The 25,948-nt window shown below is 32.4% G+C and carries 27 protein-coding genes, 1 other RNA gene and 1 riboswitch; of the genes, 6 read left to right on the forward strand and 22 right to left on the reverse strand.

What is annotated here, in order from left to right:
* Positions 1-218: 218 nt before the first annotated feature.
* The 6 genes from der to VSF34_RS04775 all read right to left on the reverse strand — a co-directional run bounded on the left by der (position 219) and on the right by VSF34_RS04775 (position 6,862).
* Entirely contained in the window at positions 219-1,529 is a 1,311-nt protein-coding gene (der, locus tag VSF34_RS04750) for a ribosome biogenesis GTPase Der (protein ID WP_326717893.1), read from the reverse strand.
* Between the two features lie 147 nt (positions 1,530-1,676).
* Positions 1,677-2,855 (reverse strand): 30S ribosomal protein S1, encoded by a 1,179-nt coding sequence (gene rpsA, locus VSF34_RS04755; protein ID WP_326717894.1) that lies wholly within the window; start codon positions 2,853-2,855, stop codon positions 1,677-1,679.
* A gap of 116 nt (positions 2,856-2,971) precedes the next feature.
* The gene (gene cmk, locus VSF34_RS04760; protein ID WP_326717895.1) at positions 2,972-3,643 is read right to left on the reverse strand and encodes a (d)CMP kinase; all 672 of its coding nucleotides are present in this window, start codon (positions 3,641-3,643) and stop codon (positions 2,972-2,974) included.
* A gap of 57 nt (positions 3,644-3,700) precedes the next feature.
* A complete protein-coding gene (locus VSF34_RS04765) occupies positions 3,701-4,324 on the reverse strand; it encodes a LysM peptidoglycan-binding domain-containing protein (RefSeq protein ID WP_326717896.1) in 624 nt (207 codons plus the stop codon).
* A 58-nt stretch (positions 4,325-4,382) separates the two neighbouring features.
* On the reverse strand, positions 4,383-5,822 hold the full coding sequence (locus tag VSF34_RS04770; protein WP_326717897.1) for a RecQ family ATP-dependent DNA helicase: 1,440 nt from the start codon (positions 5,820-5,822) through the stop codon (positions 4,383-4,385).
* Positions 5,819-6,862 (reverse strand): YpbB family protein, encoded by a 1,044-nt coding sequence (locus VSF34_RS04775; protein ID WP_326717898.1) that lies wholly within the window; start codon positions 6,860-6,862, stop codon positions 5,819-5,821. The genes VSF34_RS04770 and VSF34_RS04775 overlap by 4 nt, the downstream gene beginning before the upstream one ends.
* A gap of 34 nt (positions 6,863-6,896) precedes the next feature.
* Here VSF34_RS04775 and VSF34_RS04780 point away from each other — a divergent pair, with 34 nt between their 5' ends.
* Positions 6,897-7,118, forward strand: coding sequence for a ferredoxin (locus tag VSF34_RS04780; protein WP_326717899.1), 222 nt, complete (start codon positions 6,897-6,899; stop codon positions 7,116-7,118).
* Here VSF34_RS04780 and VSF34_RS04785 read toward each other — a convergent pair.
* Entirely contained in the window at positions 7,102-8,949 is a 1,848-nt protein-coding gene (locus tag VSF34_RS04785) for an acyltransferase family protein (protein ID WP_326717900.1), read from the reverse strand. The genes VSF34_RS04780 and VSF34_RS04785 overlap by 17 nt on opposite strands.
* Positions 8,950-9,339: 390 nt before the next feature.
* On the opposite strand from VSF34_RS04785, the gene VSF34_RS04790 reads away from it, so the two are divergent.
* Entirely contained in the window at positions 9,340-10,299 is a 960-nt protein-coding gene (locus VSF34_RS04790) for an IS30 family transposase (RefSeq protein WP_326716323.1), read from the forward strand.
* Positions 10,300-10,339: 40 nt separating this feature from the next.
* Positions 10,340-10,993 (forward strand): hypothetical protein, encoded by a 654-nt coding sequence (locus tag VSF34_RS04795; protein WP_326717901.1) that lies wholly within the window; start codon positions 10,340-10,342, stop codon positions 10,991-10,993.
* Here VSF34_RS04795 and typA read toward each other — a convergent pair.
* The 6 genes from typA to VSF34_RS04825 all read right to left on the reverse strand — a co-directional run bounded on the left by typA (position 10,934) and on the right by VSF34_RS04825 (position 16,562).
* The gene (typA, locus tag VSF34_RS04800) at positions 10,934-12,778 is read right to left on the reverse strand and encodes a translational GTPase TypA (protein ID WP_326717902.1); all 1,845 of its coding nucleotides are present in this window, start codon (positions 12,776-12,778) and stop codon (positions 10,934-10,936) included. The genes VSF34_RS04795 and typA overlap by 60 nt on opposite strands.
* 125 nt (positions 12,779-12,903) lie before the next feature.
* Complete coding sequence (locus VSF34_RS04805; protein WP_326717903.1) at positions 12,904-13,677, reverse strand: inositol monophosphatase family protein; 774 nt, start codon at positions 13,675-13,677, stop codon at positions 12,904-12,906.
* Positions 13,674-13,961 (reverse strand): UPF0223 family protein, encoded by a 288-nt coding sequence (locus VSF34_RS04810; RefSeq protein ID WP_326717904.1) that lies wholly within the window; start codon positions 13,959-13,961, stop codon positions 13,674-13,676. The genes VSF34_RS04805 and VSF34_RS04810 overlap by 4 nt, the downstream gene beginning before the upstream one ends.
* Positions 13,962-14,008: 47 nt before the next feature.
* Positions 14,009-15,472, reverse strand: coding sequence for an ATP-binding protein (locus tag VSF34_RS04815; protein ID WP_326717905.1), 1,464 nt, complete (start codon positions 15,470-15,472; stop codon positions 14,009-14,011).
* Complete coding sequence (locus tag VSF34_RS04820) at positions 15,472-16,197, reverse strand: winged helix-turn-helix domain-containing protein (RefSeq protein ID WP_326717906.1); 726 nt, start codon at positions 16,195-16,197, stop codon at positions 15,472-15,474. Before VSF34_RS04820 ends, VSF34_RS04815 begins: the two co-directional genes overlap by 1 nt.
* Complete coding sequence (locus tag VSF34_RS04825) at positions 16,194-16,562, reverse strand: SdpI family protein (protein WP_326717907.1); 369 nt, start codon at positions 16,560-16,562, stop codon at positions 16,194-16,196. Before VSF34_RS04825 ends, VSF34_RS04820 begins: the two co-directional genes overlap by 4 nt.
* 231 nt (positions 16,563-16,793) lie before the next feature.
* Here VSF34_RS04825 and VSF34_RS04830 point away from each other — a divergent pair, with 231 nt between their 5' ends.
* A complete protein-coding gene (locus VSF34_RS04830; protein ID WP_326717908.1) occupies positions 16,794-16,949 on the forward strand; it encodes a hypothetical protein in 156 nt (51 codons plus the stop codon).
* Positions 16,950-17,029: 80 nt separating this feature from the next.
* On the opposite strand, the gene VSF34_RS04835 is transcribed toward VSF34_RS04830, so the two are convergent.
* The 3 genes from VSF34_RS04835 to VSF34_RS04845 all read right to left on the reverse strand — a co-directional run bounded on the left by VSF34_RS04835 (position 17,030) and on the right by VSF34_RS04845 (position 19,924).
* Positions 17,030-17,587, reverse strand: coding sequence for a DNA-3-methyladenine glycosylase I (locus tag VSF34_RS04835; RefSeq protein WP_326717909.1), 558 nt, complete (start codon positions 17,585-17,587; stop codon positions 17,030-17,032).
* A 118-nt stretch (positions 17,588-17,705) separates the two neighbouring features.
* A complete protein-coding gene (locus VSF34_RS04840; RefSeq protein ID WP_326717910.1) occupies positions 17,706-18,323 on the reverse strand; it encodes a hypothetical protein in 618 nt (205 codons plus the stop codon).
* A gap of 431 nt (positions 18,324-18,754) precedes the next feature.
* Positions 18,755-19,924 (reverse strand): IS256 family transposase, encoded by a 1,170-nt coding sequence (locus tag VSF34_RS04845; protein ID WP_326716335.1) that lies wholly within the window; start codon positions 19,922-19,924, stop codon positions 18,755-18,757.
* A gap of 129 nt (positions 19,925-20,053) precedes the next feature.
* Here VSF34_RS04845 and VSF34_RS04850 point away from each other — a divergent pair, with 129 nt between their 5' ends.
* Together VSF34_RS04850 and VSF34_RS04855 are read left to right on the forward strand one after the other, a co-directional pair.
* A complete protein-coding gene (locus tag VSF34_RS04850; RefSeq protein ID WP_326717911.1) occupies positions 20,054-20,482 on the forward strand; it encodes a hypothetical protein in 429 nt (142 codons plus the stop codon).
* A 99-nt stretch (positions 20,483-20,581) separates the two neighbouring features.
* Positions 20,582-20,899 carry a hypothetical protein gene (locus tag VSF34_RS04855; protein WP_326717912.1) on the forward strand — a complete coding sequence of 106 codons (318 nt, stop codon included), beginning with the start codon at positions 20,582-20,584 and terminating at the stop codon, positions 20,897-20,899.
* Between the two features lie 650 nt (positions 20,900-21,549).
* Here the strand turns inward: VSF34_RS04855 and ssrA are convergent.
* From ssrA to xerD, 6 genes are all read right to left on the reverse strand, one after another.
* Positions 21,550-21,916: a transfer-messenger RNA gene (gene ssrA / locus VSF34_RS04860) on the reverse strand.
* A 125-nt stretch (positions 21,917-22,041) separates the two neighbouring features.
* Positions 22,042-22,608 carry an ECF transporter S component gene (locus VSF34_RS04865; protein WP_326717913.1) on the reverse strand — a complete coding sequence of 189 codons (567 nt, stop codon included), beginning with the start codon at positions 22,606-22,608 and terminating at the stop codon, positions 22,042-22,044.
* A gap of 133 nt (positions 22,609-22,741) precedes the next feature.
* Positions 22,742-22,869, reverse strand: a riboswitch (FMN riboswitch).
* A gap of 59 nt (positions 22,870-22,928) precedes the next feature.
* Positions 22,929-23,654 (reverse strand): pseudouridine synthase, encoded by a 726-nt coding sequence (locus tag VSF34_RS04870; protein ID WP_326717914.1) that lies wholly within the window; start codon positions 23,652-23,654, stop codon positions 22,929-22,931.
* Between the two features lie 3 nt (positions 23,655-23,657).
* Positions 23,658-24,263, reverse strand: a complete 606-nt coding sequence (gene scpB / locus VSF34_RS04875; protein ID WP_326717915.1) for an SMC-Scp complex subunit ScpB — start codon at positions 24,261-24,263, stop codon at positions 23,658-23,660.
* 5 nt (positions 24,264-24,268) lie between these two features.
* Complete coding sequence (locus tag VSF34_RS04880; protein ID WP_326717916.1) at positions 24,269-25,015, reverse strand: segregation/condensation protein A; 747 nt, start codon at positions 25,013-25,015, stop codon at positions 24,269-24,271.
* Between the two features lie 19 nt (positions 25,016-25,034).
* Complete coding sequence (xerD, locus tag VSF34_RS04885) at positions 25,035-25,931, reverse strand: site-specific tyrosine recombinase XerD (RefSeq protein WP_326717917.1); 897 nt, start codon at positions 25,929-25,931, stop codon at positions 25,035-25,037.
* Between the last annotated feature and the right edge of the window lie 17 nt (positions 25,932-25,948).

Here is a 25,948-nt window from a genome sequence, read left to right on the forward strand (position 1 = left end):
CCTCCCTGAAAAAGAATCGATGTATAAATTGACATCATATTCTAGGCAACTATTTTTGAGTGGTCCAAAAATAGTCGATAGAAATATTTCGAATCAATATTTCCTTAACAAAGATACCATAAGAAGCGTGAGTTATCAAGGTTTTTAAAGCTTTTCACACGTCTTTTTCTACTTTTTAAAACTTGTTTGCCAAAATAAACAAATTATGATAAAATGCACTATTTTCTTCTTCTAGCAATGATTCGAATAGGTGTTCCTTCAAATTCAAAGGCACGTCTGATTTGATTTTCTAAAAATCTAAGATATGAAAAATGCATTAGTTCTTCTTCATTTACAAACACGACAAATGTTGGTGGTTTAATAGCAACTTGTGTCGCATAAAAGATTTTTAATCGTTTACCTTTATCTGTTGGTGTCGGATTAATAGCAACAGCATCCATAATCACATCATTTAAAATAGATGATGGAATTCTTAGACGTTGATTTTGACTCACTGTTTCAATAATATCAGGTAATGTATGCAAACGTTGTTTTGTTTTAGCTGATACATAGACGATTGGAGCATAATCTAGGTAACGGAATTCTTTACGAATATCCTCTTCAAATTCTTTCATAGTATGGTTATCTTTATCAAGTGTATCCCACTTATTCACAACAAGAATAATACCTTTACCAGCATCATGAGCAAATCCTGCAATACGTTTATCATACTCACGAATACCCTCTTCAGCATTTAAAACAACAAGAACCACATCTGAGCGGTCAATGGCTCTCATAGAACGCATAGCACTATATTTTTCAGTATTTTCGTAAACTTTTCCTTTTTTACGCATACCAGCTGTATCAATCATAACAAATTCTTGACCTGTATCTGATACAAATGATGTATCAATTGCGTCTCGGGTTGTTCCTGCAATGTTAGAGACAATTACTCGCTCTTCACCTAACATAGCATTAATCAATGAAGATTTTCCAACATTAGGGCGTCCAATTAAACTAAAACGAATAATGTCATCCTCTTCTTCAACTGTTACTGGAGCAAAATGTTTCACCACTTCATCCAATACATCCCCAATACCAATACCATGACTTCCTGAAACTGGAATTGGATCACCTAATCCTAAAGCATAAAACTCATAACTATCATTTCTCATCTCAGGATTATCTACTTTATTAACAGCTAAAATAACTGGCTTGTCACTTTTATATAAAATTTTAGCAACATATTCATCAGCATCTGTAATACCCTCACGACCACTTGTCACAAGTAAGATAACATCTGCCTCTTCAATAGCAATCTCTGCTTGATGTTTAATTTGATCCATAAATGGTTCATCACTCATTTCAATACCACCTGTATCAATGATACTAAATTCTCTGCCTAACCACTCAGAGTGAGCATATATTCTGTCGCGTGTAACCCCTGGTGTATCTTCTACAATTGAAATTCTCTCACCAGCTAAACGGTTAAATAGTGTTGACTTTCCAACGTTAGGACGACCAACGATGGCTAATGTAGGGATTGACATAGTCATTCCTCCTTTATTCTTTTCTATTCCTCATGTAGTGTACCGTGTCATAAGGTTTGGTGCAAGTAAAAGGTTGATTTAAAAGAAATAAATAAAAGCTATATTAACGAATATTTCGCCAATATAGCTTTTTGAATAAAGATAAGTTTACTCGTTATCTAAAAGGTCATCACCAATCATGTCGCCAATTGTAAAGCCTGATGATTCTTCCATCTCGACGTACTCTTCTTCAACAACCTCTTCCTCAGCTTTTTCTTCTAAAGCTTTAATACTCAAGCCAATTCGTCTTGTATCTCCATCAACATCAAGAACTTTAACTTGAACACTCTCACCTTCAGTTAATACTTCGTGAGGTGTTGCAATATGGTTGTGTGAGATTTGAGAGATATGAACTAAACCTTCAACTCCTGGGAACACTTCTACAAAAGCTCCAAAAGTTGTTAGACGTTTTACAGTTCCTTCAAGTACTGTATCAACGCTTGCTTTTGTTTCGATATCATCCCAAGGTCCAGCTTGAGTTTCTTTAATTGATAAAGAAATACGTTCTTTTTCAGGATCAATGCTTAATACTTTTACTTGTACTTTATCTCCTACACTTAGTACGTCTTCTGGTTTTACCACATGAGCATGAGAAATTTCAGATACATGAACTAAACCATCTACACCACCTAAGTCAACAAAAGCTCCAAAGTTTGTCAGTCTAGCTACATCGCCTTCAATAACATCACCTGCTAAGATTTTAGAGAAGATTTCAGCTTTTGCTTCTGCTTTTTCTGCTTCTAGAACTGCTCTGTGTGATAAGATTAAGCGATTTTCACTTGGTTCAATTTCAATAATTTTATATGTTAATGTTTTACCTTTATAATCTGAAAAATCTGAAATAAAACGATCTGAGACCATTGAAGCTGGAACAAATCCACGTACACCAGCATCTACGATTAAGCCACCTTTAATAACGTCAGTCACAGGCGCTTCAATCAACTCACCATTTTTAAATTTCTCTTCGATTTCTACCCAAACTTTTTTAGCATCTAAACGACGTTTTGAAAGTAAGTAGCTTCCATTTTCTTTGTCTTTTCCAATTTCAGAGATAACAACTAAATCAATCACATCTCCAATTGCAACAACATCTGTAGCTTGTTCAACAGGGAGAGTTGATAATTCTTTTAATGGTACGACACCTTCAACACCAGCGCCAATAATTCCAATAATAACTTGTTTGCTATCATCAATCGTTAAGACTTCACCTTTTACTATGTCGCCCACTTTTACTTCTTGTACACTATCCATTGCGTCTAACATTGTTTCATTGAATTGCTCTGTCATAATCCTTTTCCTCCTAAAATAACAACAAATGTTCAAAAATTATTGCCCTATCTTTATTTTACCTAAAAAAGAAATGATTTACCAGTAATATAGATATATTAGCCTAAAATCATTGATTATGTATATTTAAGTAAGTGAGATTCAATCGCACTTACCACATCATCAATCCCCATACCTGTTGTATCCAAACGAATGGCATCACTGGCCTGAACTAAGGGAGACTCTTTTCTTGTTGAGTCATATAGATCTCTTTTTTCAATATCTTGCTTAATTGTTTCTAAAGGCACATCAATCCCTTTAGCTTGATTTTCCTTAAAACGTCTTTGAGCTCTTTCATCCACGCTAGCCACTAAAAATATTTTTAACGCTGCATTAGGTAAGACCACTGTCCCTATATCTCTACCATCCATCACAATATTATTCTCACTAGCAATGAGTTTTTGCCTGTTTACTAACTCTTGTCTGACAGCTTTATAAGCTGATACTTTTGATACGTTATTTGTAACGTCAATTGTTCTAATATCTTCTGTCACATCTACTCCATTAACATAAACATGTTGCATGCCATCAACATAATCAAAAGTAATCAACATATCATCTAAGACAGATAAAATAGCTGCCTCATCATCTAGGTTAGTCTGCTGTGACATTGATTGAAAAGTCACAGCACGATACATCGCACCTGTATCACAATATATATACCCATTTCTTTTAGCTAAAATTTTGGCAACGGTACTCTTTCCAGCTGAAGCTGGTCCGTCAATGGCTATTTGAATATTTTTTGTCATGATAAATTTCGTCCCTCTTCCTCATAATTAAAAAGTCGTCATAAAGACGACTTTTCATTATCTAATTCTAATAGATTGACCATCTTGTAAATTGTTAGGATCAATACCTGGGTTTAATTGATAAATTTCGTCAACTGATATCCCACTATTTTGAGCGATTCGCCAAACACTAATATTATCTCCTTGACCAAAGATGACAACATCTCCACCACTTGCTTGATTTTGATCTGCTGCATTATTGTCTACTTGATTATCTTCTGGAGCTTCACTCTTAGGTGCTTCTACATCCTCAAATGTGCTTGATGATGAACTTGAACTACTTGAGTTGCTTGATGATGAATCTGTTGTACTTTCTTTTGTTGTTGATTCTGTTGTACTTTCTTTTGTAGACTCTGATGATTTTGTTTCAGAATCTTTTGTTGTACTACTTTCAACAATAGAACTACTAATTTCAACTTTATTACCTGCATTCTTATTATCATCCATCTTAGAATAAAGAATAGCTACAGTTGGTACTAACACAATTAAAAATAGTAAAATAATTAAGATCACGATAAACCAGTTACGGCCACCTGAGCCACCTCGTCTACTTTTTCTTGAGCCCTCTTCGTACTCTTCATCATATATTGGCTGATCCCATGGTTCTTGTTCGTTTACATTATTATCTTTGTCTTTACTCAACGCAATACCTCCTCAAAACTTCTGAAACTATTCTATCATATAACTAGCTATCTGTCGCTTAAAATTTCTTTAAAAATAGGTTTTCTAATTTAGTGAATGGGCTACCTAGAGTATTAAAGGGTTGGTTTAACACTTCTTGTGTCGTCATTTCTGGCAGTTCACTCTGGCAAATATCACAACAATTATCTTGAATAATTTGACTGTTATTTTGAAAATAATCTAAAATAAACTGCCGACGACATGTCTCTAGTTGGCAAAAAGTTATCATATCATTAATTTTTTTTATTTGCTGAAATTTTTTTTCTGTAGTTTTCTCTTCAAATTTCTGTCTTTTTAGATCACTTTTTTTTATTTGACTGTACCATTTTTTTTGAGTGTCACTCATATATTGTTCTTGATCTCCCTCAATTAGTAGATCATTTTTTAAAAGAGTTAATAGCTCTTGTTTTTCTTGAAAGGTTTGATCTTTTAAAAAATAATGAATATGCTCATCACCTTCCTTATAAAGAACAATAGATAAACTTTGTAAGCCATCACGGCCAGCTCGGCCCGACTCCTGTACATAATCTTCTATACTGCTAGGTAAATGGTAATGGATAACAAATCGAATATTTTGTTTATTGATTCCCATACCAAAAGCACTAGTCGCACATAATATTTGGAGATGGCCACTTATAAATTGTTCTTGGATAACTAAGCGCTCACTAGCCGATACACCCCCGTGATAAACACCTATGCCAAGATCTAAATGTTGCTGAAGAAAGTCAGCGATTCTTTCTGCTTCTTTTTTACTTGAAAAGTAAATAATACCTGGGACTTTCTTATCTTTTAAAAAATCTAATAAAAAAGAGTGCTTGTCTTCAACATGGGCTATTTTATAAAAAATGTTGTCTCGGTTAACAGAGCAACTAATTTCTTCAAAAGAATCAGGTAAAAAGAGTTGCTCAATAATGTCTTCTTTAACAGCTGGGGTTGCTGTTGCAGTTAAAGCAAGTGTTAGCGGATGATTGAGTGCTGCTTTAACACTACTCAACTCTAGATAACTTGGTCTAAAATCATGGCCCCATTGAGAGATGCAATGGGCTTCATCAATGACAAATAGTGAAATAGTCAATTCTTTAAATGCTTGTAATACCTTAGGCTGACTTAGAGTTTCTGGACTAATGAAAATAAAACGATATTGATTTAACCGTTTAAACACAAAACGCCTTGCTTCTTTAGACATGAGGCTATTAATAGCTATAACCCTCTTCTCTCCGGTTTTTCTAATTAGTGAAACTTGATCTTCCATTAAAGAAATTAAAGGAGATACAATGACTGTCTGTCCATTATTTTGATAATAACTAGGGAATTGATAACACAAAGATTTCCCGGCCCCTGTTGGTAAAATAGTTAATGTATCGGATTGATTCAAAATAGATTGGATAGTCTCTTTTTGCCCTTCTTTAAAATCCTCAAAAGAAAAACGTGTATTTAAAAATGCTTTTAATTCATTCATCCTATCACCTCTTGTTCAACAAAATAAAATTGGCACCATCTAAATACATAAAATTCTAGTCCTTTAACACTCCTTACAACATCAGAATATTTCCAATTTTTAAAATCTGAGTTAACAGTTTGTTTATAAGCACTTATATTAAGCAGTATGTCTTTTGGAATAACGTTCCTAAGTTCTGTGATGGAGCTGGTGATAAATAATTCAATTAAATGATCACTAATAGTGCTTAATTTTAAGCGGCGCTGATTGGCAATTTCTTGGGGAGAGGCACCGTTTAAAAAAAGGCGTCTAGTCACATCTATTGACCCTGGTGGTAATTCCTCAAGAATAGAGCCAAAGAGTGAGAAAAAAATAGGGAATGCCTCTTTATTTTGATTCAAGTCATCTAATACTTTATGCAGTGCTGTCTTGTAAATCAAATACCCAGCAATTGGTGAGTAGTCCAGTAAGTTTGATATTTGGTTAATTGTTAGACCAACCTCATTAAAACCTGATAGTTGCTCAACTAATATAGATTGTTCAGTCTTGTTCAGACTAGTGATTACTTGTTTCCACTCTTCAAAAAATATAATAGGTAAATCAGCTTCTTTGTGGTGATCTAGCCAAACTTTCATTCGCATCTGGTGAAAAGCATCATTATCAATAGGTTCATATTGAGTAAATTCATGGACTTTATTTGATACTATCTGAGTAGCAAAACTTAGTCGTTGAAAAAATAATTGATCCACCCTATCATATTTCCTCTGTTTTAAATTCACCAACCTAAATGATTCCCACTGGACCTCTGCTTCACCTTCCTTACTTATTTGGACCTTATTATCATCGACTACAGTTAAATACCCCTTATCTACTAGCTGATAAATTATACGCGTAAAGTCTTGTTGTGACAACTTAGGAAATAAATTAAAAAAATCTAATAACCCATAAAATTTACCAAAGACAAGAATCGAACTAGTTTTCTTACCCTTTAGAAGGTGGTACAATGTGGTGTAGCGCATTGTTTCACCTGATTTAAAACAGTATAATATAACGTCTTCCATAGACATTAACCATCACCTCAAAGGAGTTTTTATTATGTTATGTCAAATTATACCAGAAAAATGTATCGCTTGTGGTCTTTGTCAAATCAAAGCACCAGATATATTTGACTACTATGACAATGGTATTGTTAAATTCGTTGACTCTAAGGATTTAGAAAAAGAAGTTTTGGAGCCTATACCAAATGATTTAATGAATGCTTATCAAGCTTGTCCTACTAGAGCTATTGTTTTAAAAAAAGCTAACCCAGACTATTAAGGGTTAGCTTTTTTTCATCTAATGTCATTAAAATTTGTTGTGCAACATATTCACTAAAGATTTTACTACCTTCTGGAACCATATGTACTCCGTCTTCTTCAAACCAACTATCTTGCCCTTGAGCATAATCATGCCAGTTAATTAAGTGAGCATTTTCATAACGATACTCTGTATTAATTAACTCATCATTGACTCCTTTTTGCCAAGGTCTATCAACTAATGTGTTCACGAAAAATACGGGTTTGTTACCGATTGGTGCCATAATTTTATCAATGTCATTGTCTGTAAAACTTCCATTAGTTCCTAACACGACTAGGACAACATCACCCATTTTTTCTTCTTTTTCAACTTCTTTAAAAACAGGCTCACTGTCCATTAATTGTCGACCAACATCGGCCTCAATATAACTTTTTGGAAATATCTCTTTGAAGCTAGGTGCTGCACTTAATAAGACTGAATCCCCAATAGCTGTCATATTCATCTCAGCTGCTTGCCTTTGCTGGCCTTTAGTTAACATACTACCTTCCACCAGCTCATCATCATCTTTTTGACTCTTTGACACCTTAGTTTCAGAAGACGCCTCATTCTTGGCATCCTCTTGACTTTGTTTTTCTAATAGCTCTTTGTTTTTTTCTAGCTGTGCCTGAAGTTTTGCAGCATCTTCTGTCTTCCCAGTTGGAGCTACTACAAAGCCATATGAAAATGGTACAAGTAATATGATAGCTACCACAAGTATATTCTTTTTAATCTTTTTAGTTTGACTTACTTTTTTATTTTTTCTTTTTGTTTTTAGCCCTCTAACAATTCTATAAGTTATCTCTGACAATACTAAGATGATAATCAGTTGAACTAAAACATGGTAAAAAGTATTTTCACCATTCCACTTAACTTGATCGTTATAGACGACTATCACAGGGAGTTGCCATAAATAAATTTCATAACTTCTAGAACCAATCCACTTAATAAAAGGATTACTTAATGAAGCACTAAATTTGGGAACATTCACAATCATACCTAAACAAATAGCAGCAATCAGACTATATGTAAACATACCACCTCGGTATATAAAACCATTAGAATCTCTAAATATAGCTAAGCAGACAATCACTAAGATTAAACTACTTAGAAAAATCACTAATTTTTTTGTTTGTTTCATATTTTTAAGTTTTTGTTCATAGATTCGTAGCATAAAGGCTAGTGAAACACCCATCATAATAGAAAATAGTCTCGTATCAGTTCCGTAATATACTCGGTTAATTTCTTCAGGACTATACATCACAGCCATTAAAATTCCTGATAAAATTGTTACACCTATCACACCATAGTTAATTTTTTTATAATCTTTTACTTTATATAACAAAATAGGCAAAATAATTGGCCATAAAATATAAAATTGGGCTTCAATTGATAATGACCACAAATGGGTAAAAGGAGATTCATTACTAAATTGTTCAAAATAGGAAAGACCGTTTTTTATCTGCCACCAGTTGTTAAAGTTCAATAATGATGATCCTACAATTTGTCTAAAATTTAACAAATATTTTTGTTTAATAAAAGGAAAGACACTACCTGTTATTAATAATAATGTTATTAAAGATGGGTAAACACGAGCCATTCTTTTTTTATAAAAATTTTTAATATCAATTTTTTTTCTGCTTTCCCACTCGTTAAGTAGGATATCAGTCATTAAATAACCTGATATAACAAAAAATAATGGTACACCTAGATAACCACCTGGTACCCATTTAGGAGCTAAATGGTAGAGTATAACACCAATTACAGCTATAGCTCGTAATCCATCAATTCCCAATATATATCTTCTTTTTCTCATCCGGTATACCCCTCTAACCTATATCATAATATATATTTTAAAACAATTTAGTAGACATTTCAAATAAAGACATCATAATAGTTAACCTTTTAACTATTTGAAGTACTTTTAAAATCAGTATTTCTAATATCTAAAAAAATAAATTAACATACCAAACTCGTAGCTTAATCAATACACAAAATTTTTTCAATAAAAAACTATCGAAAAGAGTCATTTTCACAGAAGCTTTTTTACGAAAGAATTCATGATACGCTCACAGTCTTATTCATGATATAATTAATATAAGCGCCGATTGTAAAATTAAGCTAGACAAATAAAAAATCATTTGTGATACACTCAAATTGTCCAAATTGTACTTCCGACGAAAGAAAACAAGGAGAGTGATCACAAATGACCTATATACATCTTACTACAGACGAGCTTGTTTTAATAGAATCTTATTATCACCAAGCTAAAAAAGTTAAACATGTTGCTGATACTTTAAAAAGATCAAGACAAACTATTTATAATGTTTACAACGCTTTAAATGAGGGATTATCTATTCTAGATTACTATCAAAGATACAAAAAAAATAAAAAGAAATGTGGAAGGCGTCCTATTTCTTTACCTGATAATGAAACAAAATATATTCAAAACAAAGTGGCTCAAGGATGGACTCCTGACGTGATTATCGGTCGTGCTGAGATTTCTATTTCTTGCTCTGTTCGGACACTTTATAGATTGTTCTCGCGTGAATCTTTTGATTCCACAACTTTACCAATGAAAGGTAAAAGAAAACCTAATGGGCATAAAGAAAAACGAGGTAAACAAGCATTTAAACGAACCATTCATCAGAGAGACGCTGAGCATAACGAGTTTCAAAGTGAATTTGGTCACCTAGAAGGTGACACTATTGTTGGGAAAAATCATAAAAGTGCTGTTATTACATTAGTTGAAAGGTTATCAAAAGTTATTATTACCTTGAAGCCAACAGGAAGACACGCTATAGATATTGAGAATAGCTTAAATGAATGGTTAAAAAAATGCCCTAATCACTTGTTTAAATCTATCACATTTGATTGTGGCAAAGAATTTTCTAACTGGAAATCTATCAGTAACTTAAATGATATTGATATCTACTTTGCTGACCCTGGTACACCTTCACAACGAGGTTTAAATGAAAATTCTAATGGGCTATTGCGTAAGGATGGATTGCCTAAGAAAATGGATTTCAACGAAGTTGATGAATCTTTCATTCAATCTGTTGCATCCAAAAGAAATAATATTCCTAGAAAATCATTAAACTATAAAACACCATTAGAAGTATTTTTGAGCTATGTAGACAATGACATTTTGTCTAGCTTAATTTGACAAATGAAAAAGAATAAACATTGAAGAAAGGAGCAAAAATATGTTAAAAAATACAATAGATACTATCTTTCATAGTTTCTTGTATCTGTCATTTATGATTCTTATTACGTTTTATAATAATGAAGAGTTTCAAATCTCAACGATTGCAATTGGTTTGATTATGTTATTTACACCCATTGTGACACACATATTGAAGATTAAACCTAAAATAAGTGCTTTAATCGGATTTCCAATTTTGTGGATTTTATTTAGCTTAGATAAATCAGGTATGGTTAATTGGACAAGCTATCTACTCACTGGTCTAATTGCTTTATTTTTTAGTTTTCTTTTACATGTTATTAGTCTTAACTATGACAAACAACCAAGAAAATCACTTTATCCCCCTTTATCAGTTATCCTCTTAAAAAAATATCCAACAAAACACTATGTTTGGCTAGGGACTTTAGCTAGCATCCTCTCTTGTTCTATAGCAATGGTTCTGCTATACATATTAAGTTTATTAATATCTCAAGCATTTATGTCAGTAGTTATTATCAGTTATCTTTTACTGTTTATTATTTATGATAATATTTCCAATGCTTACTTTTACACACAAAAAAAGGCTAATGTCCTATGGATATTAGCCTTTTTTGATTTAGATGTTATCTGCTTGTTTTTTGCGTTTTGCAGCTTTTTCACGTTCAGATTTGTTTAAAATTTGTTTTCTTAAACGAATACTTTCTGGAGTTACCTCACAGTATTCATCATCGTTTAAGAATTCTAATGATTCTTCTAATGTTAGAATTTTTGGTTTTTTGATAACAGAAGTCTGATCTTTATTAGCTGAACGAACGTTTGTCATTTGTTTTGCTTTAGTGATATTAACACCTAAGTCATTTTCACGACTATTTTGTCCAACAATCATTCCCTCATAAACTTCAGTACCTGGTTCAACATAAACTGTTCCACGCTCTTCAATACTCATGATACTATAAGTGGTTGCTTTACCTTGATCGATTGATACAAGAGCACCATTACGACGTCCACTTACTAATCCAGAAATAACTGGTAAATAAGAGTCAAACGTGTGATTCATAATACCATATCCACGAGTAATTGACATAAATTCAGTTGAATACCCAATTAATCCTCTAGCTGGTGCTAAGAAAATTAAGCGTACTTGACCGTTACCAGAGTTGATCATATCTTGCATTTCTGCTTTGCGTTGGCCAAGTGACTCGATAACTCCACCCATGTATTCTTCAGGCGTATCAATTTGAACACGTTCGAATGGTTCACAAAGTACTCCATCAACGTTACGGTAGATTACACTTGGACGAGATACTTGTAATTCGTATCCTTCACGACGCATATTTTCAATCAAAATAGATAAATGTAGTTCTCCACGTCCAGAAACAATCCATTTATCAGGAGATTCTGTTTCTTCAACTTTAAGAGAAACATCTGTTTGTAATTGACTATGTAAACGTTCTTCAATTTTACGAGACGTTACATATTTACCTTCACGTCCTGCAAATGGTGAATTATTAACTAAAAATGTCATTTGTAAAGTAGGCTCATCGATATGTAGAATTGGTAAGGCATCTTGATGATCTACAGGTGTTACTGTTTCTCCAACAAAGATATCTTCCATACCAGATAAAGCAATTAAGTCACCGGCTTTAGCTTCTTGGATTTCAACACGATTTAATCCTAAGAATCCTAGTAATTTAGTGACACGGAATTTTTTAACTTCACCATCAAGTTTCATTAATGCCACTTGATCTCCAACTTTAATCGTTCCACGGAATACACGACCAATACCAATACGTCCTACATAATCGTTATAGTCAAGTAATGATACTTGGAATTGTAATGGTTCATCACTATTATCAATTGGAGCTGGAATGTGATCGATAATTGCATCTAAAATATGATCCATTGTTTCTTCTTGATCAGCTGGATCATCAGATAAACTTGATGTACCATTTACAGCTGCAGCATAAACAACAGGGAATTCTAATTGTTCATCATCTGCACCTAATTCGATGAATAATTCTAAAACTTCATCAACTACTTCTTCAGGACGGGCAGTTGGCTTATCAATTTTATTAACAACGACAATTGGTGTTAATTTTTGTTCTAAAGCTTTCTTCAGTACGAAACGTGTTTGAGGCATTGTTCCCTCATAAGCATCCACTACTAAAACAACACCATCAACCATTTTCATGATACGTTCAACTTCTCCACCAAAATCGGCATGTCCAGGTGTATCTAAAATATTGATATGTTTACCTTCGTAGTTGATAGCAGTATTTTTTGCTAAAATTGTAATACCACGTTCTTTTTCAATATCACCAGAATCCATTGCACGCTCTTGTAATTCTAAATGACTGTCTAATGTATTAGACTGTTTTAATAACTCATCAACCAATGTTGTTTTACCATGATCGACATGGGCAATAATTGCCACGTTACGAATATCTTCTCTTAATTTCACTATTATTTACTCTCCTCACTGTTTAAAAAAATGAAGGGATAATCTATCTCCTTCACGAACCGACTATTCAGTATAACAAAAAAAACTCATGAAAAAAAGTGAAAGTTTTTTCATTTTTCACTTTTTTATTTGAAATCACTTACAATCTCGTGATAAGTTTTCTCTGTTGCCACCACAAAAAATTGTCTATCACCTAGAATATCATAATCTAAATCAGGAATTTGTTTACAAATTAACCCAAGAGGTTCAGCTAAAGCAACGCCAGCAGCAAAGTCCCACGGGGCTAATTTAGATAAATAACCATTTTGTCTACCCGTGATAACATTTAAAAAATCAATCCCAGCACAACCTAGCACTCTAACCCCTACAGCTTGTTTACAAATATCTGTTGCATGATATAAGTTTTCTGTATACATCTGAGCATTACAGCCAATCAAACCATCACGAATCCCAATATTATCAATATTTTTAATCTCTTTCTCATTGATAAATATACCAGTGTGTCTCCCACCATAAGCAAATTCATCTTTCATCACATTATAAATAAACCCATAACTTGCTTTTCCACCTTCAAAAATTCCTATCATAATACAAAAATTTTCTTGTTGTTTAACAAAATTTAGCGTGCCATCAATGGGATCAATAATCCAAAGTCTACCATCTTTACTTGTAACAGACTTACCAGTTCCTTCTTCCCCAATAATCGTGTCATTTGGGTAATGTTTTTTAATTTTATTAACTAAAAATTGTTCTGTGGCTTTATCAACATTTGTCACTAAATCATGACGATTACTTTTTTCTTCCACTGTAATCACATGTCTTAATTCTTCTTTAACAAAATCTCCAGCCTCATAAACCCAACCCTTAACTTCTTCCATAAAAGCTACTTGCCGACTCATTTTGAAAACTCCTTTTTATTTAATAATCCTTCTTTTTGATGTTTGGCTACCTTCACAACATGATACATAGAATACCCTGTCACCTCTTCAAATTCTCTACCTAAAACACGTTCCTCACCAATACTTTTGACTACCGATTTAAATGCTTTATATGTCGTAAGGACTTCTTGTGCTGTTGCTTTTTTTTCATAGGCCTTCTCCACCATATCCCACATATTCATCACAGCAATTAGTTCCTCAGTTGACCATTCAGGGTTAAGTGGATAAGTATAATTTTCTTTCATATTCATTCTCCTTTTTATTTGCATGAAAAGACAAACAAAGTGGGAAATCACCCCATTTGTTTGTCTTTTTTTATTTCCTGTTCTTTGCTAGGTGTACTAGGAAATGAGACTTTAAATGTGGTTCCCACGCCTAGCTTACTATCAACTTCTATATGTCCACCATGTAGTTTCACTAACTGATCTACAATAGATAAACCTAAACCAGACTCACCGTATTCAGTGTTCTTTCTTGAAGGATCTGCTTTGTAGTAACGATCCCATATATTTTTAAGCTGTTCCTCATTCATACCAATACCTGTGTCTTTAATATGAATGCTTGTTTCTTTGTCTTTTTCTATTAGCTCAACTGATATTGTACCATTCTCCGTAAATTGTATGGCATTTGTGATAATGTTGACCATCACTTGGACAAAACGATCATAATCAGCATATAGATAAACAGGCTGTTCTGTTAATAGTACTAACTTATTATCTTTATCAATAGCTTTAGCAGACAATTGCTCTATCACTAAATCTAAAACCTCTGTAGCATTAAAACGTTGAACAACCATTTTAATTTGGTTATTTAAAATTTTCTCATAATCCAAGTTTTCATTTACTAAACGAATTAAGCGTTTTGTTTCATTTTGCATAAGAGTTAAGCACTTTTCTTCTTGATCTTTTGGTATCGCACCATAAGCTAGACCTTCTAATAACCCATTAATCGTTGTCAGTGGGGTTCGCATTTCGTGAGCCACATCAGCCATAAAGTTTCGACGTCTTTCTTCTTGTCGTTTGATTTCCTCATCAGAATTTTTCAAAGTAATAGCCAATTGATTGAAGTCATGTGCTAACTCATCTAATTCATCATTATTTTTAGCTTCAAGGTGAACATCATAATTACCAAGAGCTAATTGATCAGTTGCTTGTTTTAATCTATCTATTCGATTTACTTGTAATTTAGCCAATAGATAGCTAATCAATAATGCTATCACCGTTGATAAGATAAAACCTTTAAACAAGTCATTAGTTAAAGAATTAACACTCTCATCTATACTACTATTTGGTTTTGAAACAAGGAGTAGTCCCATGAGTTCTAAATTTGGCGAAGAAAACAATGGTTGTACATATAAAGATGTTGAATGTTTGCTTTTTGAAATTGATTTATTAATAATTGTTTTTTCTACCGGGCGACCTTGCTTTAATATCTCAAGCTCACTTTCAGAAATAATATTAGCTCCGCTTTGGCCTTCAAATTTAGCTGGATAACTAACAGTTAAGTCGGGATTTAATACATTAAATGCTACCTGTTGATTTTGTAAAATAGCCAAGGAAGTATCAAGTGATTGTTGCAGCGTCCATCCTTGTTTGGCCACATTATTAATAATGGTATTGGAATATCCCTCAAGTTGTTCGTAGGTGGAGTCGGTGATTGTTCTTCTTGTATATGACGTAAAAGAAATACCAAAAATAATAAGAACCGTTAAAATAATGACAAAAAATGCTGCCATTTGTTGAACCAGATAACGCATTACTCCTTAACTCCAGAGTCATCAAATTTATACCCCACACCCCAAACAGTTTGGATAACTTGAGGACCGACTTTTTCAATTTTTTGACGTAATTTTTTAATATGCGCATCCACTGTTCGTTCATCACCAAAATACTGGTAATCCCAAACAAGTTCAAGTAGCTTTTCTCTAGAGAAAACTTGTCTTGGTTTTTTAGCTAAGGTCATTAATAAATCAAACTCTTTTGGTGTTAAACCTTCTATCAATTCTTCTTGGTAGTAAGCTTCACGAGTTTTATGATTGATTTTAAAGTAATCTGTTACAATATCAAACTCTTCATCAACACTATTTTCAGATCTACCATCCCCTTCTTCTGATAACAATGATCGGCGATATAGTGCTTTAATTCTTGCAATTAAAGTAATTGGACTAAATGGTTTTGTAACGTAATCATCTGCTCCCATTTCTAGACCAATAATTTGATCACTTTCAGAATCTCTTGCTGTTAGCATAATGATTGGAACAACAGATGATACTTTTCTAATTTCACGACACACAGTGACTCCGTCCATAGTTGGTAAATTTAAATCTAGAGTAATCATATCCCAAACACTCGGCTCTTCTAAAAAAGCATCTAGACCTTCTTTACCATCATATTTAAATGTAACATCCCATTCTTCATTTAAAAAAAACATCTTCATCATTTCTGAAACAGATTCATTATCTTCTATCATTAATAACTTCATTTGTCTTCCTCCTCTTTTGACTGCTCATTTAACTTAGTTTGGTTAATTAGAGCATCATTAAATCCTTCTAATCGACGTTCCACAAGATAAAAAAACATAATAATTGGAATACCAATTAAAAATAACTCTAATATAAAATATTGAAGATTATTAGTTTTTTTCAGTAATACTCCTACTAAAAATGTTATACCACCAATCAATAACAACAAACTTGATGCTTTTTTTTGTGCATAGTCATAGGTGGATTCAGAATATTTCGCCCTCGGTGTTCTGTAACCATACCGACTATCTCTTTTTTTCGAAGGGAAAACTAAATATATCAACCCTATAACTATCATAATTAGTCCAACTACATAAAAAATCAAATTCAAACACCTACCCTATATATTACATTCATTATACTATGTTTTCATACTAAATTAAAACCTTATTAAACTTCTTTCTAAAAATTAACTTTTTCAAAAAAAATAATATTAAGAAAATGTAAATTACTTGCATCCCAAAAAATGATGTGGTAAATTGCTTGTTGTTGTTATATATCATCATGGTTCATGCTTGATAATATACACAATAAATCAAACAAGGAGGTTATTCATATGTTATTTACACAACAAGCTATTGAGTATAGAATTACTCTAAACACTGATAAAAACATTTTTATTGTATTTGATGCAAGAAATGAAGCTGTATCTGCACAAGGACACACTATTGAAGAAGCTAAAAACAACCTAAAAAAATTGATTAAGGAGTAATCCAATTGGACGAAGATAGTTCTTAGTAAGGTATTCACCCAAACGTATATGGATGAATGCCTTTTTATTATGCTTTTTTATTACCTATCTTCTCTTACAAAACAATCCACCATATGATCATTCACAATACCTACTGCTTGTAGGAAAGAATAAATAGTTGTACTCCCTATAAATTTAAAGCCTTTTTTCTTCAAATCTTGGCTAATATCATCTGACAAGTCTGTCTTAGATGGGACATCTTCTATCTTTTCCCATTTATTATCAATTGGTCTTCCATCAACAAATCCCCATATGTAATGACTAAATGATCCGTATGCTTCTTGAATCTTTAAAAAAGCTATAGCATTAGATTGTGTTGATTGTATTTTCAGTTTATGCCGAATAATCCCTGGGTTTTGTAGTAACTCAGAAAAATTATTTTCAGTATAGCTAGCTATTTTTCTGTAATCAAACTGATCATATGCTTCTTTAAATCCTTCTCGTTTACTTAATATAGTAGCCCAACTTAATCCAGCTTGCATGGTCTCTAATAATAATATTTCAAATAAATAATCATCATCATATGACGGTCTTCCCCACTCTGTATCATGATAGTGTATCTCCGTACTTGATTTTTCAGCCCATGAGCATCTTTTCATGTTATATCCCCCTTGGTATCATCTGTATCTTGACCTTACTTTAGCACAAATCTTAATAAATTAATTCTTCTAAGAACTAAAAAAACCGCTCAGATATAACTTGAGCAGTTTTAATTATTTAGATTTTCTCTTTCTCTACAATATATGGATTTTTTTCTTTTGATCCAAATACTTTATGTTTAAAATGATCAGAATAATGACTAAGAAATAATGTATATGAAAAACTTGAAAATCCGTACAGTGCCCAAACATACCATCCTGAATTATGAGCATTAAATATTTGGTATAAAGAAAAAACATCTTCCACAATTTCATCAAACAACTCTTTGGTTGTTCCCTCTAAAGTTAGATGCTGATGAAACAGAATCACTTCGACCAACATTTGAGCGACAAATATAAAAAGCCAACCTAATAAATAATAACTTCCTCCCACTGAAGTGACTATTTTTTTATAAATAGGGACCTCTTCTTGCTTATCATTCTTCATATAATAAATCGGTTTTTCTTCAACTCGAATTCGTGTTTTTCTTGCCTGATACAAACCAACCCCTACCGAGATAACTAAAATAACAACTAAAGCAATTGTAGTATTAATTGACCAAACCATTTGTGTTAAAAATTGATAAAGAGAAAAAATTGGAATAAACAAAAAATTTAATTTCTTCACCTCAGAAAAACTGTACTGTTCTTTTATAAAATAAATTATAATACCTATGATTAAAATTGATTGCCCCATATTCTCCTCCTATTTAGACATATAAATCATTAATATCGTAACTCTCTATTTCTCAATGAGTGACTCATAGCCCTCACTCCCACTTTAAAACTTACATATCTCTTGTCCGCCCTTGTCAAAGATCCGAGTTACTGGCTCTTCCTTTTTACATCTACTAGCCACTAAGACTAAACATAGCACTACTCCAGCCATTATTACTTTTATTAAAATGAGCTCCTTTTGATAAAATTTAATACTATCATTATACATTACTTTGATAAATCTTTTTATGATTATATTTTTTTGCTCATTCTCAAGAAAAAATAAGTTATATTTATTTAGGAAATTATTGTTAGAATTCATAGTGGCATGTATTATTCATTAATTTATTACTCTATATCGGTTGCGTCAAGAATTATGTGTAAATGGAAAATCCATTCCATTTTTTTAAGTTAAAACATTGATTCTAATGTATCTTGTATTTCCTTAAATCCTTTATGTACTCTGCCTAAAAATTTTTGGTTATATTCATTGAACTGAGAAACAAGGAATCTCTCCAGAGATTCTTCATTAGGAAATTGTTCTTTTCTCTTTGTATATTTTTTTAACTGTTTATTAAATCCCTCAATCAAGTTAGTTGAGTAGATAGTTCTTCTGATTGATGGTGGGAAGTTATAGAAAGTTAATATAGCAGGATTCAAGAGTAATTTAACTACTCGTGGATACTGCTTTTTCCATTTATCTATCATAAAACTTATTTGATTCATAGCTTCTTCTTTTGAAGCTGCTTGATAAACCAATTTGAAATCATTACAGACTTCTTGTCGATCACTAACACGAACCTTATGAGCAATATTTCTAGAGATATGGACACAACATTGTTGAAATTGAGCATTTGGATAGACACTATGGATACTATCGTGAATACCACTTAAACCATCAGTTACAACTAATAAAACCTCTTCTAAACCACGATCTTTTAAATCTTGAAGTATCTCTTTCCAAACATAAGCAGATTCGGTTGGAGCAATAGTAAATCCTAGAACCTCTTTGGTTCCATCCAATCGAATGCCTATCACAATATAAACGGCTTCTTTTGATACGGTTTGTCTCTTTAAAGGAATATGAGTAGCATCCATAAAAATGACTGAGTATTTAGCTTCTAAAGTTCTTTCTTTAAAAGCCAAAACATCTTCAGATACGATTTTACTCATGTTTGAAATAGTTTGTGGTGTGTAATAATGACCATACATTTTTTCAATTAGATCAGAGATTTCAGACATAGTGATCCCTTTTTTAAATAGCTGAATAATAGTAGTTTCTAAGGAATCATTGGTTCTTTTATAGGCTGGTAATGTTTGTTGGGAAAATTCTCCATTTCTATCTCTAGGAATCACCAAATTTAATTCTCCATATTCTGTTTTAAATGAACGTGAGTAATTCCCATTGCGGGAATTACCTGAATTAAATCCAGCTCTATCATACTTTTCGTAGTCAAGAAACGCTGTTAATTCAGCCTGTAATAATGAGTTGATAGCGAGTTCTAAATGACGACGAAATAAATCATCTAAATCACCTTTATTAATTAGTGTTTCCATTATTTCTGTAGTAAAATGAGTCATGAGAAAGTCCTCCTATAAAATTTCTGTGTCGTAACTTTAATTTTACAGAATGGACTTTCTCTTTTTCTACCCTAAATTTCTATTTACACAAAATATTTTACCCTATCTCTATATCAAAAGGAGATTTTTATGAAAAGTAAATTTTATCTTATAACCAGTTTATTATTATTAGTTATCTTAACTGGCTGCACACAAAAAATAATTGATTTGTCTGATATTCCTGACATTCATGGCAGTGAAGGGGTTGTGTTGACACCCAAAAAAGCTGAAATAAAAAAAGATGATACATTAGCTGTTACCGTTGACTGGACACATCATACAAACAGCCCCGTATCTTTTAACGAGACAGATATCATTCCTTTTGCCGAGCAAGATAAAGAAGAGCTTGTCTGGGAAAAAGATACTAGTACTGATTTAGATACCAAAGTACAAGCAGGAGAAACAAAGAGTGTCACTTTAATGTTTCCTCTAGAAAATAAGCATGACCATGTCGCTATATCAATGATTCAACATGGACATCTCATAACGGATTCAAACTTCACTATTAAATTTAAATAAAGCAATTAAAGTCTCATAACAGTCTATAATTGACGAAATCACTAACATACACTAAAATTTATCTATACATAATATTTTGTCAGAAAGAGGGTTATATAAATGGAAAACATGACAGCCAAAGAATTATTTAATATGGTAAAAACTTCACAAGAAGATATTTCAATTGTTTTTTTAAATCCTAGTAACCAACTATTAGCAAATAGAGGAACTCATAAATTAATGGACTTATTTAACTCACATGATTCAGAGGGACGTTTTTACGGGGTTCACGGTGACTTGACTTCTCTTGGACAACTAAACAATAGAGAAAACGTAACCGATGAAGAGATGATCAAAATTGTCGAAGAATTTATGTTATTTGGTAAACCAATTAATAAAAAAGATATTACAAAAGATATGTCATTCATCGCTTTATAGTCTCTTCATATAATTAATGGCTATATACTAAAAAGTTGGTATTTGTGAGTAAACACAAGTGTCAACTTTTTTACTTTCTCTGACATACTATCTTTTACAATATACTCTCTTCATGTTCAAAGTTTACGAGAACATTATTTTCGTATTTTATACTGTAAATATCAGGTATTTTCATTTTATTGAACTCTTTTAAACCAAATTTGTCACCTAGTATCTCATTAATTAAAACTGCTAATGATGTACGATACCCACTACAGTAGTTTTATTTAACAACTTCCTGCTATTGACCATACATAAGAGAATGAAATTGTTCATAAGAGAGTTTATCCATGAATTCAGTGAAAATATTGTAACAGTCTAAATTGATTGTGTTCTAATTACTTACTAAGGATATTCAAAGTCATATCATGTTCTTTGACTTTATTTTTTATTAATCATTTTCTCCCTCCTAAAAGTATCAACTAGCGACAATTTAAAGAGTACATCTTATAAATATCTCTAGTCATTTATATTGTGCTAAACGGTTCAATAATTATATTGATTTTTGATGTAGAGGTTAGTTTATTTAGCGAAAACCAGTGCAAACAAAAAAGTGCTAAAACATTGAATTAACAACGTTTTAGCACTTAGTAAAAACCTCTGAAAACCACTTATGGAGACGGCGGGAGTCGAACCCGCGTCCAAACACATTGCCACTTAAACCTCTACGTTTATAGTTATGCTATTTAAGGTTTCGCTTCATCTTTTGCCACACAACCGGCCTTAGATGTCGCTAGTCTGATAATCTCTTTTAAACTTTACAGACTGAAAAGTTTAATGTATCCCACTGAATTTGAGACCCTTACTTGAGCACATGGGCGATGCCAAGAGGATCTTCGCAAGCTGTTTTTAGGCAGCTAAAGCGAAAGTATTGTTTTCGTTTTTAGCAGTTATATTTAACTGTAACGTTTTTACGTAGACGTAACCTACGAAACGCAATTCAAGCTCAACTATGCCTGTCGAATCCGTAACGCCCCCAAATTTTAATTACCACATCAGTATATCATATTTTCATGAAAATTCAACATATAAGAATTTCATGAAAATATATAAAAAAAGAGGCCCATACATAAGTATCAACCTCAAACGTTTTATGACAATGACTATTTGGCAATTCTTCTCTCCAAAACAGGCATGATGCTTTTATAAACAACAAAGAAAGCAGCTCCTACAATTGTCCCTTTCATTAAGTTAAAGGGTACAATCCCATACAATACCATTGTTTTAATCGACATACCAAAATCCATACCCAAAACATTTAAGTAAAATGGTGTAATGATGAAGTAATTAGCAATCGACATAAAAACGGTTAGTAAAATGGTACCAGTCAGTAGACCAACGATTAAATTCGTATTTGACTTTCTTTTTTTCATAAATAGATAGACTGGATACATATACAAAACAGATGCTATAAACCCCGTCGAGTCGCCAATCAGACTAGCTATATTACCACCACTTGTTATAAAATGTAATGTTGACCTGATAAATGCCACAATAATGGCACTAAATGGTCCATATAAAAATGTAGCAATTAACACTGGTATATCGCTAAAATCTAGTTTTAACCAACCAAACATAGGTAAAATGGGAATCTCAAATAGCATTAATAAGTATGCTATTGCTGAAAGCAGCGACAGTGTCACTATTTTTTCTGTTTTATTTGTTCTCATAAGAAATCCTCCTAGTACAGGACCCTCTCCGGAAGAACTTAGATTTGAAAATACAAAAAAAGCTGTTTTTTTGTCATAAATTCAGCACATGACAAAGAAAACAGTGGTTTACTTGATTGTATTCTCAAATAAGCCCTATCTTCTTTACTCAGACTATAACTGTCGGTTCTGGAATCACACCAGATCGGCTAAATAACAATGTTAAATAGTTCGTGGACTATACCACCGGTCGGGAATTTCGCCCTGCCCGTGAAGATGACCTTTTTTATTTTTATAACCTCATTATACTGACTTCATATGAATAAATCAACTAGATCAGCTTATTTATCAGTTGATGCTAAAACAAATAATTGACTAATTTCTTTTTTAGTTAATTCTCTGAAGTCTCCTGGTTGTAGACCTAATAGATCAATTGATCCAACTTTTTCACGTTTTAATTTCAATACAGGGTAACCAACAGCTTCAAACATCTTCTTCACTTGATGATTTCTTCCCTCGTGAATAATTAACTCAACAATTGATGTACCTTTAACATGATCTACTGATAAAATTTTAAACTTAGCTGGTGCTGTTTTTCGCCCATCAATAACGATACCTTTTCGCAGTGGCTTAAGAGAATCATTATTAACGACACCCTTCACTTTTGCAACATAAACTTTATCGATTTTATGTTTTGGATGAGTTAACATGTTTGAAAATTCACCATCATTTGTCATTAATAATAAGCCTGTTGTATCATAGTCCAGACGTCCTACAGGGAAAATCCTCTCAGGAACCCCGTAAAAGTAATCAGTTACAACTTGTCTATCTTTATCATCTGATACTGCTGAAATGACATTTTTCGGTTTATAAAAAGCATAATAAACTGGTTGTTCTTGGTAAATCGGTACACCATCAACTTCAATATCATCATGTCTACCAACTTTAACACCAAGTTCTGTGATTTTTTTTCCATTAACCGTTACTCGGCCCTCTTGAATCAATTCTTCTGATTTTCGACGTGAGGCTACCCCACTATTTGCCATAACTTTTTGTAATCTTTCCATTTTTTATCCATCCTCTTTTTTCTTATTTTTTTCTATTTCATCAAACTGTTCTTTAAATGCATCAAAAAATAAATCTGTTGGAATTTCTTCTGCTTCTTCTTCCAATTCATTAATGTCTGGAAGATCTGCCATCGTTTTCAAACCAAAATAATCATAAAAATAAGGCGTTGTCCCGTACATTATCGCACGTCCCGGTCCATCAACCCGTCCTTTTTCTTGAATCAATTGTCTATGTACTAATTTTTGAATCGAAGCAGAACTTTGGACCCCTCTAATATGTTCTATTTCAACCCGAGTGATAGGTTGTCTATAAGCTATAATAGCTAGTGTTTCTAAAGCTGCCTGTGACAAACGCTGATTAATAGCTGATTGTGCAAAGTTTTTTAATAAGGGAGATAACTCTTTCTTAGTTGTCAATACAAAAGAATCCCCTACTTCTAAAATGGTGATACCACTGTTTTCATCTTGCTCTAATACTTCCCTTAAAACTAATAACTGGTCATAAACAGTTGAAGTTGATTGATCTAAGATATGACTCATCTCATCTAAAGTTAAGCCTTCTTCTCCTACCACAAATAATAAAGCTTCTATCTCTTTTAATAATACCATAATACCTATCCTTCTTTTTGGTAAATCTTAATCTTATCATGTCTAGTTGATTGTTTAACGATAATATCATGATTTTTGATTAATTCTAATATAGCTAGAAAAGTCATGATAATCTCATGTCTTGTAAAGGTTTCAAACAAGTTATCAAATTCTAATCCTTCACTAAGTTTTACATTATAAACTTTAGCATATACATAATCCATTCTATCATTAATAGTATACTCTTCCAATTGAACACTCGCTTCAACAGGTTTAGCATCTTTTTGCCTATTTAAGACCTCATGAAAGGCTAAAAACAGATCAATAGTTGTCACTTCATTAGGCTCTAACGGCTTATTTAGCTGTTCATATTCAGATAAATTCATCGCTTCTTTAAAATAATAATCATCACGAAAAGCTTCTTTATCTTTTAATAAAGTAGCAGCATACTTAAATTTTTTATAATCTAATAATTGTTGAACTAACTCTTCACGAGGATCACTAGTCTCATATTCACTATCTTCATCTACTTCTACCATTTCTTGAGGAAGTAACATCTTACTCTTAATTGACATCAGTGTGGCGGCCATCACAATAAATTCTCCAGCGACTTCTAAATCAAATTCTTTCATAGTATGAATGTACGTCATATATTGCTCTGTAATATCAGAAATTGGAATGTCATAAATATCAATTTCCATAGTTTTAATCAGGTGTAGTAGTAAATCAAGTGGGCCTTCAAAATTCTCTAATTTTATATTTAATTCCTTCATGTTTTACCTCTTAATTATTTTAAGATCTTGGGAAGTATTCTTGATATACATCAGTCAGTCTCTGTTTACTAATATGTGTATAAATTTGTGTGGTTGAAATATCAGCATGGCCTAATAATTCTTGGACTACTCTCAAGTCAGCCCCATTTTCTAATAAGTGAGTTGCAAAACTATGTCTTAGGGTGTGAGGTGTCACGTCTTTATCAATACCTGCCTGCACCACATAAATTTTTAAATTTTTCCAAATACCTTGTCTTGTAAATTTTTTTCCTTGATAATTTAAAAATACTTCATTAACTGTTTCTTTTTTATTTTTAGTAACAAGAGCGGCTCTTGAGTACTCCAAATATCTATTTATCCAGTAGATGGCCTGATCACCTAATGGAACTATTCGCTCTTTGTCCCCTTTACCTATAGTTTTTAGAAGACCTAGGGATAAGTGTAAGTCATCTAACTTTAAAGAGATTAACTCAGTTACCCGAAGTCCAGTAGCATACATGACCTCTAAAATAGCTCTATCTCTAATACCTAGCTCATTAGTAACGTCAGGAGCTTCGATTATTTTTTCCACTTCTTCTAAACTAAGAGATTTCGGTAACGACTGTTGTTTTTTAGGAGTATCAATGTAAGTCATAGGATCATGATCCACATACCTTTCTTGTCTCACAAACAAATGATATTTTCGAAGGGTTGATATCATTCTAATAATACTAGCAGATGATTTTCCTTGTTCTTTCAAACTTTCTAAAAAATCCATCACAATAAATCGATCAATATCATTTAAAGAGTTTATTTCCTTATTTTCTAAAAACATTTTATATTGTTTTAAATCTCTTTCATAGCTGATGATGGTATTATGAGACAAACCTCGGTCAATCTTTAAATAATGTAAATACTCCTCAATATAATTATCCATCATACACCTCCAGTAGT

The organism is Vagococcus jeotgali (genome assembly GCF_035918315.1).
Taxonomy (GTDB): Bacteria; Bacillota; Bacilli; order Lactobacillales; family Vagococcaceae; genus Vagococcus; species Vagococcus jeotgali.

What these genes read in the sequence shown, in the direction of transcription:
- VSF34_RS04865 (WP_326717913.1), bottom strand. Translation starts at nt 22,608, where the DNA reads ATGAGAACAAATAAAACAGAAAAAATAGTGACACTGTCGCTGCTTTCA.
- VSF34_RS04855 (WP_326717912.1), top strand. Translation starts at nt 20,582, where the DNA reads ATGGAAAACATGACAGCCAAAGAATTATTTAATATGGTAAAAACTTCA.
- VSF34_RS04835 (WP_326717909.1), bottom strand. Translation starts at nt 17,587, where the DNA reads ATGAAAAGATGCTCATGGGCTGAAAAATCAAGTACGGAGATACACTAT.
- der (WP_326717893.1), bottom strand. Translation starts at nt 1,529, where the DNA reads ATGTCAATCCCTACATTAGCCATCGTTGGTCGTCCTAACGTTGGAAAG.
- VSF34_RS04840 (WP_326717910.1), bottom strand. Translation starts at nt 18,323, where the DNA reads ATGGGGCAATCAATTTTAATCATAGGTATTATAATTTATTTTATAAAA.
- cmk (WP_326717895.1), bottom strand. Translation starts at nt 3,643, where the DNA reads ATGACAAAAAATATTCAAATAGCCATTGACGGACCAGCTTCAGCTGGA.
- VSF34_RS04810 (WP_326717904.1), bottom strand. Translation starts at nt 13,961, where the DNA reads ATGAAAGAAAATTATACTTATCCACTTAACCCTGAATGGTCAACTGAG.
- VSF34_RS04775 (WP_326717898.1), bottom strand. Translation starts at nt 6,862, where the DNA reads ATGGAAGACGTTATATTATACTGTTTTAAATCAGGTGAAACAATGCGC.
- VSF34_RS04830 (WP_326717908.1), top strand. Translation starts at nt 16,794, where the DNA reads ATGTTATTTACACAACAAGCTATTGAGTATAGAATTACTCTAAACACT.
- VSF34_RS04785 (WP_326717900.1), bottom strand. Translation starts at nt 8,949, where the DNA reads ATGAGAAAAAGAAGATATATATTGGGAATTGATGGATTACGAGCTATA.
- VSF34_RS04870 (WP_326717914.1), bottom strand. Translation starts at nt 23,654, where the DNA reads ATGGAAAGATTACAAAAAGTTATGGCAAATAGTGGGGTAGCCTCACGT.
- VSF34_RS04880 (WP_326717916.1), bottom strand. Translation starts at nt 25,015, where the DNA reads ATGAAGGAATTAAATATAAAATTAGAGAATTTTGAAGGCCCACTTGAT.
- VSF34_RS04845 (WP_326716335.1), bottom strand. Translation starts at nt 19,924, where the DNA reads ATGACTCATTTTACTACAGAAATAATGGAAACACTAATTAATAAAGGT.
- scpB (WP_326717915.1), bottom strand. Translation starts at nt 24,263, where the DNA reads ATGGTATTATTAAAAGAGATAGAAGCTTTATTATTTGTGGTAGGAGAA.
- VSF34_RS04790 (WP_326716323.1), top strand. Translation starts at nt 9,340, where the DNA reads ATGACCTATATACATCTTACTACAGACGAGCTTGTTTTAATAGAATCT.
- VSF34_RS04805 (WP_326717903.1), bottom strand. Translation starts at nt 13,677, where the DNA reads ATGAGTCGGCAAGTAGCTTTTATGGAAGAAGTTAAGGGTTGGGTTTAT.
- VSF34_RS04780 (WP_326717899.1), top strand. Translation starts at nt 6,897, where the DNA reads ATGTTATGTCAAATTATACCAGAAAAATGTATCGCTTGTGGTCTTTGT.
- VSF34_RS04850 (WP_326717911.1), top strand. Translation starts at nt 20,054, where the DNA reads ATGAAAAGTAAATTTTATCTTATAACCAGTTTATTATTATTAGTTATC.
- xerD (WP_326717917.1), bottom strand. Translation starts at nt 25,931, where the DNA reads ATGGATAATTATATTGAGGAGTATTTACATTATTTAAAGATTGACCGA.
- VSF34_RS04815 (WP_326717905.1), bottom strand. Translation starts at nt 15,472, where the DNA reads ATGCGTTATCTGGTTCAACAAATGGCAGCATTTTTTGTCATTATTTTA.
- rpsA (WP_326717894.1), bottom strand. Translation starts at nt 2,855, where the DNA reads ATGACAGAGCAATTCAATGAAACAATGTTAGACGCAATGGATAGTGTA.
- VSF34_RS04820 (WP_326717906.1), bottom strand. Translation starts at nt 16,197, where the DNA reads ATGAAGTTATTAATGATAGAAGATAATGAATCTGTTTCAGAAATGATG.
- VSF34_RS04795 (WP_326717901.1), top strand. Translation starts at nt 10,340, where the DNA reads ATGTTAAAAAATACAATAGATACTATCTTTCATAGTTTCTTGTATCTG.
- VSF34_RS04770 (WP_326717897.1), bottom strand. Translation starts at nt 5,822, where the DNA reads ATGAATGAATTAAAAGCATTTTTAAATACACGTTTTTCTTTTGAGGAT.